Source organism: Pedobacter aquae (genome assembly GCF_008195825.1).
Lineage (GTDB): Bacteria > Bacteroidota > Bacteroidia > Sphingobacteriales > Sphingobacteriaceae > Pseudopedobacter > Pseudopedobacter aquae.
This window is the reverse complement of sequence record NZ_CP043329.1, coordinates 599,027-612,567: the sequence shown is the minus strand read 5'-3', so window position 1 is coordinate 612,567 and position 13,541 is coordinate 599,027. Positions and strand designations below refer to the sequence as shown.

The following is a 13,541-nucleotide window of genomic DNA, read 5'->3' as shown; positions in this document are numbered from 1 at the left end:
CATTTAGGAATATACAATTACCATGCAAAAAGCAAATAGCATTTAAAAAATCATCACTTACCAGCTAAAACGATATTTAGACTGTGTTTTATAAAGCTCCCCAGGTTTTAATAAAGTAGAAGGAAAAGCTGGCTGATTTGGAGCATCTGGAAAGTGTTGTGTTTCTAGACAAAATGCTGTCCTAAAATCGTCTCTAGCGCCGCTTTTAAATATGTTTTTACCCATCATAAAATTGCCACTATAAAATTGTAAACCTGGCTCGGTTGTAAAAACTTCCATGGTAATAGAAGTTTTATTGCCAATAACTTTAGCCGCCAAAATCATTTTTTCTGATGGTTTGCTTTGTAAGACATAGTTATGGTCATAACCTTTACCATTTTTCAGCTGCTCATCAGGCAGATTAATGCTGGCTCCAATAGCTGTTAGCTCCGTAAAATCAAAAGGAGTATTTTTCACAAGTGCTATTTCTCCGGTAGGTATTAAAGTGCTGTCTACAGGCGTAAAAGCTTTAGCGTTTATTTGTAATTGATGGTTTAAGATATCTCCGCTTCCCTCGCCATTCAAATTAAAGAAAGCATGATTGGTTAAATTAACAACAGTTTTCTTATCTGTTGATGCTTCATATTGCATCATTAACTCATTATCATCATTAAGCTTATATATTACTTTAACAGCTAGATTACCAGGGTATCCTTCTTCCATATCTGGAGATAGATAGCTAAGTTCTAAAGTTTGATTATCTATTTGTTTAGCATCCCAAGCTACATATTGAAAACCTTTTTTACCGCCATGTAAACTATTGGGAGGATTATTTATAGCCAACTGATAATTGACCCCATCTATAGAGAATTTACCTTTTGCAATACGGTTGCCGTAACGCCCAATGGTAGCCCCAAAATAAGGTTCTGTAGATGTTATATAATCATCAATACTTTTAAAGCCTACCACAACATCTACAAAAGAAGTGTCTTGTGTGGGGATTAATAAACTCACCAACCTACCGCCATAATTAGTAAATACGGCTTTCATCTTATTCTTATTGATTAACTGATAGCATTTAACTTCTTTTCCATCTATCAAGGTATCAAAAGCTGCTGCGTAGTGAGGCAGCTGTTCTTGTGTACTATTTTGTGTTGTTTTGGGTTGTTGGCAAGCATATATCAGCGAAGCTAACATAACCATAAAGCTTATTTTTAAAATATTCATTTTCATTAAGTATTAGTTTGAATTGTTGTTCGATGCTGGTCGGCAAATTCTGTTGGGGTTAATTTAAATTGCTGATAAAAGCATTTAGAAAAGTAAGAATGCGAGCTAAAGCCAACCATATAACCAACCTCAGAGATATTATAATCTTGGGTAGTTAATAGTTTAGCAGCATTCTTAAGTCTTATAATTCTGATGAACTCATTAGGTACATGGCCTGTCATACCTTTTACTTTTTTATACAAGCTTGACCTACTTAAACCCAGTTCTTTACCTAGCTCTTCTACAGAAAGTAATGGGTCTGATATACGCACCTCTATAGCTTCTATAAGCTTATTTAAGAACTTTTTATCTTTAGTACCCGATGCTAAAATTTCTGTACTCTCAAAAGGGTGTTGCGCAAAACGCTGTTTTAAATTTGCCTGAAGCTCTATTAAATTACGGGCTATTAAAGATAATTGCTTCCATTTAAAAGGTTTAGCAATATATGCATCGGCACCACTTTCTAAACCTTCTATTTCTGCATCTGAATTGGTTTTTGCTGTAAGTAAAATAATAGGTAAATGACTGTAATTGATATCGTTTTTAACCTCTTTACAAAAGCTTATGCCGTCCATTACAGGCATCATCACATCAGAAATAATTAAATCTACATGATGTTGTTCTAATAGTTTTAGACCTTCTTGCCCGTTACTAGCTTTAATAGGATGATAACCTTCTGAAACCAAACTTTGAGACAAGAAATTAAGTAAAGATTGATCATCTTCTACTACCAAAACAACTGGTTTACCATCATGTTGTTCTGATTCTAGTTCTTCAACCCTATCTAAAGCGTTTTGTATTTCTTCTTTCTCCTGAAAAGGAATTAAAATGGTAAAAACAGTTTTTAAACCCTCCTGGCTATCTACCAATAATTTTCCTTGATGCTTTTCTATCAATGATTTAGCTAATGCCAAACCTATACCCGTACCGCCTAAATTACTGTATTGATGTTCTGCTGTGCTTACCTTAAAGAACTTGGTGAAAATCGAGTTGATTTGATCTTTAGGTATACCAATACCGTCATCCTCAATAGAAATAGAAACCATAGCTTGGTTATCTATCATTTCTACCGCGTTAATGCTTATGCTGACTTTTTTTCTGGTAAACTTAAAAGCATTAATTAAGAGGTTGCTCATGATTTTCATCAAGGCTTCTGGGTCTGCCATCATTTCTAAATGTTGGTGAGCAGTTTCTAAAGAAAAATCCACGCCTTTTTGATAAGAAATAGAAGAAAAACGCTCTTTTAAATTATTGATGAAAGAAACAAGCTCTATTTGTTCTTTGTGTATCTCAAAAATATCGCTTTCTATTCTTCTAAAATCTAACAGCTGGTTAACCAAGGTTAACAGTCTATCAGAGTTTTCTTCCATAATTTGAAGTTGCTCTTCGCTTTCTGGGTCTTTTTGTTTTTTGCCTAATAACCTTTCTAATGGCGCAATAATTAAAGAAAGAGGCGTTCTAATTTCATGTGCCATTGCTGTAAAGAACTCAATCTTTTGCTTGTAAAAATCTTGCTCGCTTTTATTTTTTAATCGCTCTAGCTTAATTTCATTTTCTTTTCTAGCTTTTTCTGTAGCGTATTTTTTAAAGAGTATAAAGGATAAGATGGCTAAAATGGCGTAAACCATATAAGCCCAAATGGTTTTATAAAAGGGTGGTAAAATGGTTAATTGTACGGTAGAGATATTGGTGATATTTCCAGTTGCGGTATCAGATTCTCTAACTTTAAAAACATAATCTCCGGCGGGTAAATTGGTATAAGTAGCTTTTCTTTGCGAGCCAACATTATTCCAATCTTTATCAAAACCATCCATAATGAAAGAATACCTGATTTTGTTTGGCGAAACATAGCTTAGAGCTGCATACTCTATACTGATAACAGACTGATTATGCTTAAGGACTATATTTTGAGCAAAATTTATGGTTTGCTTGATAGGGCTATCCTCGTCTGATAAATCAATATCCTTATTAAACAATTGGAAATTGGTAAATGCTACCTTAGCAGGCTGTGTGGCAGTTTTAATTTTCTGCGGATAAAAGGCATTAAACCCATTTATACCTCCAAAATACAGCTTACCATCTTTACTTTTATAATAAGATTTGTAGTTGTATTGCTGGCTTTGCAGGTTATCCCATCGTCCAAAATTACGAGTGGTATTGTTAAGGGTATTGATCTCAAAAATGCCACTATTGGAAGATATCCAAAGGTTAGATTTTTCATCTTTAAGCACTCCATAAACTACATCTGTGGTAATACCAAAACGTTCGTCGTAAACGGTAAATTCCTCTGTTTTTTTATTAAAAACGTTTAAGCCACCACCATCAGTACCTAGCCATAAATTGCCTTTATCATCATCTAAAATAGAAATAACTTTATTAGAACTTATAGCGCCCTCTTTGGGGGCATAGGCGTATTGTTTAAGCTTACCTTTTTTATCAATTTTGATTAAGCCATTATCATAAGTAGCTATCCATAAAACCAAATCTTTATCTTGATACACCTGATAGATACAGCTTTTAGCTAAATATTTTTCTTTTATACGGATAAAAGAATCGCTCTCTGGATGGTACAGGTTTAAGCCCGATATGGTGGATACCCAAATTCTTCCTTCGCGGTCTTCATCAATGGCATAAACGCTATTATCACTTAAGGTTTTTGGGTTTGATGGTTTACTTTTATAGCGCTTTATTTTTCCGGTTTTGGGATTAAGAATATCCAAACCACCGGTATACATCCCTATCCAGATATGGCCAGCTTTATCTTCATAAAGGGCATGAATATTATGGTAAGAAAGAGAATCCTGACTTTTACTAAAAGGATATTTCTGAAAAGTCTTATCAGTCTTATTGAACAAGTTTAAGCCGCCATCTTCTGTACCTATCCAAAAATTTCCATTTTTGGTTTCTAAAAAAGCACTTACGGCATTACCAGAAAGCGAATTGCTTACCCCAGAAGGGTAATAATACTCTAAACCGAGGGCTTTTTCATGATAATAGTTTAAACCACCAAAATAAGTACCAATCCAAATACCACCTTCTTTGTCTTTAAAAACTCGGTAAACTGCATCATCGCTTAAACTGTAGGGGTCGTTATTTTTATTTTGATAATTAACAAATTTATTGCTTTTGATATCAAAGATATTGAGCCCTTTTTCTGTTGCTAAATAAAGAAGCCCTGGTTTTGGCTGATAGATACTTCTTACAATATTATCACTGATACTTTGCTTGCCAGATTTTTGATAAACCTTAAATTTCTGGGCTTTCTCGTCCCATAGGTTAAGTCCACCAGACATGGTGCCCACCCAAATATGCCCTTCATGGTCAAGATATAAATCTAAAATAACATCATTAGATAGGCTTCCGGGTGCAGAAGAAGCTTTATAATGCTTCATAACTCTGGTTTTGGGATTAAGTACATCTAAACCCTTACCATAAGTACCTATCCAGATATGCCCTGCCTTATCTTCAATAATTTTTGATACTTCATTAGATGAAATACTGTTATTTACCTTTGGGCGATGACTAAACTGAATCAGTTTTTCTGAACTAGGCTGATAGCTATAAACGCCTTTTTCTTTGGTCGCTATCCAAATTTGGCCTTTTTTAGACCTAAAAATGTCATTGATAAATATCTTCCCTAAGGGTTCAAAAAGTTTAAATTTTTCTGTTTTTAAATCAAAAATGTAGATGCCTTCATCGGTACCTATCCAAAAGGTAAACTTATCGTATTTAAAAATCTTCCTGATGAAGTTGTTCCCAATAGTGCCCGCTACATTTTTGTTAAACTGAAAAGATTTAAACTCGTAACCATCAAACCTATTTAGGCCATATTTAGTACCAAACCACATAAAGCCCTGCTCGTCTTGCGCTATATCCCAAATGGTATTGGCGCATAAACCGTCTGAAACGGTATAATTTCTGAAAAACATTTTTTGTGCAAAAGCATTTTGAAACCCTATAAAAAACAAGAGTATCCATACAAAACATGATTTTAAGAAATATTGAGGCATTAAAATTGGCTTTAAATAGTGTATCTTCTAAGTTAATGCATTTACTTGATTTCGTTTAACTTTTTAATCAACTCTACTTCATCGTTACGGTAAGGTGTACCATCTTTTTGAAGATATCATGAAACCATTCTATAGGTTGCGCTCCGTTTTCTAAAGGTGTATCCCAAGCATAAATGGTATTAGATTTACCGGCCACCAAACCCCAGTTTATGGCGCCTATATTTTCTCTTTTAAGCATCGGCATAATGTTCGCAAATCTGCTATTTCTTGTTCTTGCCATATATTCGGTACATATCATGGGTCTGCCAAAAGCTTTTAACATATCTATTACTCTTTTATGCAAATCTGGCTCTTCGTAATTGTGATAGGTGATGATATCAGAGTTTAAAGCTTGCATGGCATTTAATGCATGAAAATTCCATGCCCAAAGACCAATACTTATAGGTTGCTGTGGTTCTACTGCCCTAGCCCAAGTTATAACGCTTTTTAATAATGGGAATGATGTATTTAGTTTACCAGAGTTGCCCGGTTCATTATACAAATCCCATAATAATATCCTTTCATCGGTTTTAAAATGCGTCATCACATCTTTAACATATTTCTCTAATGCCGGAAAATTACTGGCATTTTTAGAGGCAGGGTCTCCGGGGTCTTGTACCCAACCAGAATTATGGATACCTACTTTAGGTTCTGGCTGTTTGCCTGCAAAGCCTTGTTTGTTCCAGCAATCATCAAAAAACACAAATATGGTTTTGATACCATGCTTTTGAGCTATGGAGAGGTATTGACCTACCCTATTTTTAAAACCCAATGGATCTTTTTCCCAAGCTATGCTATGTAAATATACTCGCATGGTGTTAAAGCCAATGTTTTTTGCCCAAGCCAATTCTTTATCTATGGTAGCAGGGTCAAAAGTTTCGGCCTGCCACATTTCTAATTGATTGATAGCGGTACTTGGTAAAAAATCTGCACCGTTTATCCATTTATGTTTACTATACCAAGCTTTTGCTTTTTCTATTGGCCAAACTTTGCCAATAACACTTACGGTAGTGTCTTGTGCTTTGATGGTGCCGCTTAAACACAAGAATAAGAGTATCAGTTTAATGATGTTTTTCCTTTTCATATCTGCTAAAATTTTGTTTCCTATTTATTTTCAGAGGGATTTTTTGTGCTATGCCTGCCTTAACAGGAATGCTAAAGTTGGGTGTACCATCTGCATTCCAAGTGAACTTTTGTGCCCGTGGCGATCTGTGCCCACCGCAACCTTGCCCCGGAGCCGAATTTGCATGGTACAATATCCAGTCTTCTGTACCGTCAGGAGATTTAAAGAAAGAATTATGCCCCGGTGCATACACGCCATTTTCTGGCGATTGCTTAAAAACAGGTTGTTGATTTTTCTCCCAAGAACTAGCTTTACGGATGTTTTTACCTGTTAAGCTAAGCATCCCTAAGGCATAAAAATCTGTCCAACAACCGCTTGCCGAGTAAATGATAAAGGTTTTATCTCCATTTTTCAGGATTTGCGGACCTTCATTTACGGCTACATGTGGCGGGTTGTTAGGGTCGTTTAAATCTCCATGTAGCTCCCATGTTAATTGTGGTGTTGATATTTTATAGCGTTTCCCTTTTATGGTATAAGGGTTTTTCATTTTGGCAATAAAAATTTCTTGCTTTCCATTGGTATCTCCCTCCCAACCAGACCACACCATATACAATTTATTTTTGTGGTAAAATACAGAGCCATCTATAGCCCATTTATCTGTTTTGTCATGTACTTTTCCTTTAAATACCCAATTTCCATCAAAAGGATTGGCAGCATTATTTTCCAGAACATACATTCTATGGTTTTGATTATTACCATCATCAGCAGCGAAATAGACATACCATTTACCTTCAATAAAGTGAATTTCTGGTGCCCATATTTCTTTAGAATAGTTGGTTCCTGCCGGAGGAACAAAAATGGTTTTTCTTTCTGCGGTTTTTAATTCAGATAAATTCTTGGTTTTCCAAATTACAATGCTGTCTTGTAAAGTATGGGTATAGTAGTAATAACCATCCTTATAAATACTCCAAGGGTCTGCACCGGCCTCTAGCAATGGATTAGTAAATGTTTGAGCTTTTAGGGGCTGGTACCAAAAGAATAGCATCAACACCCATACGTAACCGTGTATATATTTAGATTGTATTTTCATATTATTTCTCTCCTGAAGGTTTTGTAATTTGTAACCCTATAGCTACAGGTTCTCCAAAATTTGGGAAGCCATCTGTACCTATCGTAATCTTTTGCATCCTCACGTTTCTTTGTTCTGCGCAACCTTGGTTAGGATTACTATTTGCATGGTAAATCATCCAGCTTTCGTTGCCATCTGGCGATTTAAAAAAAGAATTATGCCCTGGCCCGTAAGCTCCACTTTGTGGCTTTTTAGTAAAAACAGGCTGATTGCGCTTAACCCAATCGTTTAAATTGAGAGGATTACCGCCATCATTTAAACTCATCATCCCTAATGCGTAATCATCTGTTCCGCAAAAACTTGCAGAATAAACCATAAACACTTTGTTATTGATGGTTAAAACCTGAGGAGCTTCATTAACACCAAAACCATTTCTCTCCCAAGCAAATTGTGGCGTAGTTAAACGGGTAGATGAGCCCTCCAAGGTCCAGGGATTGGTCATCTTTGCGATGTAAATGTTTTGTGTTAAATCTGCATTATTGGGATCTGGCCTACCACACCAAAGAAAATACCTTTGGCCATTATGTTCTAAAACGGTACCATCAATAGCCCAAAAATCTGTATCGGCATTAAAAATTCTTCCTTTATTTATCCAGGTTCCGGTAGTTGGGTCTGCATTGCTATTTTCAAGCACCCATGTACGCTGTGTTCTGTCCTCGCCATTACCCGCTGTGTAATAGATATACCATTTGTTATCTAAAAAGAATAGTTCTGGTGCCCAAATATTTCTTGAGTTAGGCTGCCCGGTAGTTGGTGTAAAAACGGTTACCGCTTGCGCTGATGAAATTTTAGACATCGCATCTGTTTTCCATAATCTGATAGCATTTCCTACCGTATGCATGTAATAATAAGTACCATCTTTTTGGTAAACTGATGGGTCTGCACCGGTAATTAAAGGATTTGTAAAAGTAGTTTCCTGTGGTGGCACAAAAGGCTCTACAACAGGTTTATCACTACTTTTACATCCTAACCAAAAAACTAATGAATAAACTATATAAATTCTAAAAATCACTCTTACATTCATTATTTCTTGTTTTAAAACGGCTTAATAAGTTTGGCTCTTTTGGAGGATGCCTAAACCTATTAAGCCTATTATTTTATACTAGTATCTTGGGTTTTGTTTCAAATTTGGATTTAAGTCTATATCCCTTTGTGGTATAGGGTATAGCTCGTGTTTCCCAACTTCAAAGTTTGTAAAATCAGCATCTCTGCTTGCTAATGCAGGCCCTAAGTCTCCCCATCTTAATAAATCTGCCCAACGCCAGCCTTCTCCTGCTAGTTCCACAATACGCTCGTGTTTAAGTTGGGTTAAGAATTGTGTTTGGTTTAAACCTGGCTTGGCAACAGATAAAGGCGCTAAACCTGCTCTTTGTCTAACCCTATCTACCAAAGGATAAGCATCAGACGTTCTATTTAAACCATTTAAACATTCTGCTTGCATCAATAAAACATCGGCAAAACGTATTAACCTGTAATTGTTTGGCGATCTAAAACCTTCTTGATCTTTCCAATGGTCGTTCAATAATTTTCTAAACCAAACGCCATTAGCATCGGGACCATTACCATAACGGTCTGCAAAGCTTCTACCATAAACCATGGTTGCTTGTGGGCCAGCCGGATTGGTAAAGTTATAGATGAGTGAAGCTGCTAAACGTGGGTCTCTTTGCCCAGTGGTAGTTTGCTCTTGTAAAAATTCATCTATCAACCATCTACGGGCTCCACCATCAGAAAAGCCAACTCCCGGAGGGGCAAAAAACTGAGAAATAGAAGTCCCGGTATTATTAACACGACTTTCATCTACGTCATCATCTGTATTTTCTGCCTGATTTTCATTAAACTGAATCTCGAAAATAGACTCTTCATTGTTTTCTCTGCTGATGATAAAGTTGTCTCTGTAATTGGTGGTTAAACGATAAATAGCAGCACCAGGTCCTGTAATTAGCCAATCAAAAGCGTTAAAAGCTAATTGATACTGTTTTTGTTGTAAATGCGTTTTGCCCAATAAAGCATAAGCTGCACCTCTGGTTGCTCTTCCTAAATCATCTCCGCTATAAGAAAGTGGTAAATCTGGAATAGCCTCGTTTAAATCCTTAGCAACTTGTGCATAAGCCTCTGCCGTAGTTGCATTAGGCGGTACATCTGTAGGTTGCGATGGCGTTAATAATAAAGGTGGGTTGCCAAAGTATAAAGTTAAGTTGAAATAGAAAAGCGCTCTTAAAAATTTAGCTTCTGCTATTACTCTTTTCTTTAAGGTTTCATCCATTTCTATGTTTGGAACATTGGCAATAACCTGGTTAGCTCTAAAAACACCAACAAATAAAGTTTCCCACGTTAAAGAAGTTAAACCGTCATTATAATTGGTTTGGTTAAAACGCATCAGGTTGTTTAGGCCCCATCTCCTCCAGAACCAAAACCTTCATCAGATTTTAATATCCCGTGATAATAAATCCAACGAGAGTAAAGTCCGGGTGTTCTATAAAAAGTACCATAAGCAGCATTTACACCTTTAACAGCATCATCGGCATTTCGCCAGAAACTGGCAATGGTTGGTGCATTAGGGTTAACTTCATTAAAATCTCTTTTACATCCCGAGAGGACTATAAGAGCTAATGTTAATATCGTGATATATTTTTTCATGATTTTCTTTTTAAAGGTTCGAGATTAAAAGCCCACACTTAAACCAAATGATAAAATTCTTGATGATGGATAATTTCCGTTATCTACACCAGGTTGCAGGTTTACATCGGCACCAACAACATCAGGGTCTAAACCTTGGTAATTGGTAATGGTAAAGAGGTTTTGCCCACTTAAATAAACTCTGGCATTTCCAATTTTTGCTTTTTCAAGAAATTTAGTAGGGATATTATAACCTAGCTCTATATTACGTAACCTCAGGAAAGAGCCATCTTCAATCCATCTGTCAGAATCTGCTCTGGCATTTTCATTTATACCTCTATCATTAGGTGCAAATTGATAGCCTAATCTTGGGAAACTGGTATTGGTATTGGAAGGTGTCCATGGATTAATATCTCTTCTGTAATTAGAATTACCATAGCTATCTAAATCTCTTAAAACATCGTTATATAGTTTATGACCAAAAGCGCCATAAAACTGCATGCTTAAGCTGAAATTTTTGTAAGCCGAGTTAAATTGTAAACCTGTAGTGAATTTAGGGAAAGGCGAACCTGCAAATACCCTGTCAAACTCATTGATATCATCATTTGTCCCGCCATCTACAGCATTAACATAGCGAATATCGCCCGGTTTAGCATAAGCCCTTTGCGCTCTATGAGCGTCAATCTCTGCTTGATTTTGGAAGATACCATCGGTTTTCAATACATAATATTCTCCTATTGAACGACCTACCTGAGTACGTGTAACCCCTGATGGAATATAAGCTCTAGGTAAACCCGTAGCTAAATCTATCCCCAGATTTCCCAGTTCTAAAACTTTATTTCTGATGAAACTAAGGTTTGCCGCAACATCCCATTTAAATGCTCCAATTAATTTTGGACGATAGCCTAACTCAAACTCTAAACCTTTATTCTCTATAGAACCAATATTTACAATAGGGTCTCCTTGTAAGTTTCCTAAATATTGCGGCAATGGCTGCCCTACCAACACATCTCTTGATACCGAACGGAATGCATCAATAGCTACCCTAAAACGGTTATCAAACAATGCTGCATCTATACCCAAGTTGGTGGTTTCTTTCTCTTCCCATCTTAAATCTTCAAAAACCAATCTGGCTTGTGTAGCACCAGGAAAAACTTGCTGATTTGGCCCAAAAACCACGCTTGGAGCCTGATTTAAGAAGCCTGTGAATTGGTAAGCACCTAAAGTATTAACCCCTAACACCCCATAAGAACCTCTTAATTTTAAATCAGAAATCCAATCTACTTTAAAGAAATCTTCCTGAGATAATCTCCATGCTAAAGCCACAGAAGGGAAATAACCTGTTCTAAATTTTTCAGAAAATCTAGAATCTTTATCGGCCCTAAACGTAAATGTGGCTAGGTAACGGTCGTCGTAATTGTAATTTAACCTCCCTAAAACAGAATTAAGCAAAAACTTAGTTAAACCACCTGATGATGTTCTATCGCCAGGTATACCGCTGGTAGAATTTAAAGTAGTAAAATAATTACCTCCAAATTGAGATAATCTTAAACCGCTACCTAAAGTATTATCTATTTGTGTGGTTTGCTCGGTATAACCCACTACTCCGTTAAAACGATGTTTCTTAATGTTGTAGTTAAAATTAAGCGTGTGCTCAAACAAATAGCTTAAAAATTGAGATCTGTTATCTGTTAATCTGCTAAAATCTGGCGACTGATTTTGATACCAAGAGCCATCTCTTCTTACCGCTTTTGATTTATCGAAACTGGTTTCTAAACCTGCATTAAATTTATAGCTTAGGCCATCTAAAATTTTATACTCTAAAAAAGCATTACCTAATAATTTAACAAAATTGCTGTTTACCGAAGTTATGTTGGCTATTGCCACTTGGTTACGTGAAAAGGTATTGATGTTACCATTATCTCCATAACCCCATCCGCCTGGGTTGTTGGCACTTATCAAACTATTGCTTCTAACAGGTATTAAAGGCACACTAGACCACATATCATACCAAGGGTTGCCCTCTGCAAAACCACCCTGAAAAGGTGCGTTTAAATTAGAAGTTGATAAGGCAAAGTTCTCCCCAAATTTGAATTTCCCTTTGGTTGATTCTGTATTGATACGAAGTGATTTTCTATCAAAATCACGAGCTATTAAAGTTCCTTCGTCTTTAAAATATCCGGCAGATATTAAATAAGAAGATGTTGCCGAACCACCAGAAATACTTGCATTAAAATCTTGAACAGCACCTGTTTGTAAAAGTTCATTTGCCCAATCTGTATCTATACTACCATTATAATTAGCTACACCCGGTTGTAATGGAATACCAGAATTGGTATAAGCTCTGGCATTGGTAGCTGCATACTCGGCACCATTCATCATGTCATACTTCTTAGGAATTTGTGAGATGCTATATCTTGAGCTTACAGAAATTTTTGGCGTACCCTCTTTACCTTTTTTTGTTGTGATGATGATAACGCCGTTACCTGCTCTTGAACCGTAAATAGCTGCTGCCGATGCATCTTTTAAAATTTGTATATCAGCAATATCATTAGGGTTAACGGTAGTATTGGGGTCTGCAAACATCCCATCTATCACATAAAGCGGATTAGCATTACCAAAAGTTGCTAAACCTCTGATGTTAACCACTGCTTCTTGCCCTGGCGCACCACCATTTCTTACGGCTACACCTGGCGATAAACCTTGTAATGCTTCAGGAACAGAGCGAGCTACTAATTTCTCTGTATTGTCTGTATCAATAGATGTTGAAGCACCTGTTACATCTCTTTTTCTAATGGTTTGGTAACCAATAACCACCACCTCTTGTAAAGCTTTTACATCTTCCTCTAAAGTGATATTGATATTTACTCTGCCATTAACAGCAATTTCCTGACTTAAAAAGCCCAAATAAGAAAAAACAAGAACGGCATTGTTATCAGGAATGTTGATGCTATAGTTTCCGTTTACATCTGAAACCGCCCCTACATTGGTATTTTTAATTTTAACACTTACCCCAGGTAATGGTAAACCAGCTTTATCAACTATTTTACCCTTTACATTTGTATTTTGTATGGTTACTTTATTTGATATTCTACTCGTTGCAAAACTTGGATGATATCCAAAAGAAACGAGGCCTGCAACAAGTGCAAGTTTAAGAGGCCATTTTAGCCTATACGTATCATTAAAAACTGTTAGTATTTTTATTAATCTCATCATTGGTTTATTAATTTTATGATTAGTTTATTGTTTAAATAAGAGAAGTAAAATGTATTGTTTTATGAAGCCCTCCTTTCTTAAGTTATAAAATAATTGGTTACCGCAATCAGCTATATGGGATTTTACCTGATTTGCTTAAACCAAAGGACGCTTACTTAAAGCTTTAAGGCTATAAAATTTGTGTCTATTTTTGTAAAAATTGATGATATTAATCCATGAAGAG

8 protein-coding genes are annotated in these 13,541 nt (G+C 36.1%); all 8 read right to left on the bottom strand.

The annotated features are described in order from the left end of the window. Positions 1-57: 57 nt before the first annotated feature. Positions 58-1,212 (bottom strand): aldose epimerase family protein, encoded by a 1,155-nt coding sequence (locus FYC62_RS02795; protein ID WP_240534793.1) that lies wholly within the window; start codon positions 1,210-1,212, stop codon positions 58-60. Further along, on the bottom strand, positions 1,212-5,255 hold the full coding sequence (locus FYC62_RS02790; RefSeq protein ID WP_149073831.1) for a hybrid sensor histidine kinase/response regulator transcription factor: 4,044 nt from the start codon (positions 5,253-5,255) through the stop codon (positions 1,212-1,214). The genes FYC62_RS02795 and FYC62_RS02790 overlap by 1 nt, the downstream gene beginning before the upstream one ends. A 73-nt stretch (positions 5,256-5,328) precedes the next feature. Further along, positions 5,329-6,378, bottom strand: coding sequence for a cellulase family glycosylhydrolase (locus FYC62_RS02785; RefSeq protein ID WP_240534792.1), 1,050 nt, complete (start codon positions 6,376-6,378; stop codon positions 5,329-5,331). Continuing rightward, positions 6,356-7,447 carry a glycoside hydrolase family 43 protein gene (locus FYC62_RS02780; protein WP_240534791.1) on the bottom strand — a complete coding sequence of 364 codons (1,092 nt, stop codon included), beginning with the start codon at positions 7,445-7,447 and terminating at the stop codon, positions 6,356-6,358. The genes FYC62_RS02785 and FYC62_RS02780 overlap by 23 nt, the downstream gene beginning before the upstream one ends. Position 7,448: 1 nt before the next feature. After that, positions 7,449-8,510, bottom strand: a complete 1,062-nt coding sequence (locus tag FYC62_RS02775; RefSeq protein ID WP_149073830.1) for a glycoside hydrolase family 43 protein — start codon at positions 8,508-8,510, stop codon at positions 7,449-7,451. A gap of 78 nt (positions 8,511-8,588) precedes the next feature. Continuing rightward, entirely contained in the window at positions 8,589-9,863 is a 1,275-nt protein-coding gene (locus tag FYC62_RS02770; protein ID WP_205943762.1) for a RagB/SusD family nutrient uptake outer membrane protein, read from the bottom strand. Positions 9,864-9,871: 8 nt separating this feature from the next. Next, entirely contained in the window at positions 9,872-10,123 is a 252-nt protein-coding gene (locus FYC62_RS17200) for a hypothetical protein (protein ID WP_205943761.1), read from the bottom strand. Between the two features lie 24 nt (positions 10,124-10,147). Beyond that, entirely contained in the window at positions 10,148-13,318 is a 3,171-nt protein-coding gene (locus tag FYC62_RS02765; RefSeq protein ID WP_149073829.1) for a SusC/RagA family TonB-linked outer membrane protein, read from the bottom strand. Positions 13,319-13,541 lie beyond the last annotated feature (223 nt).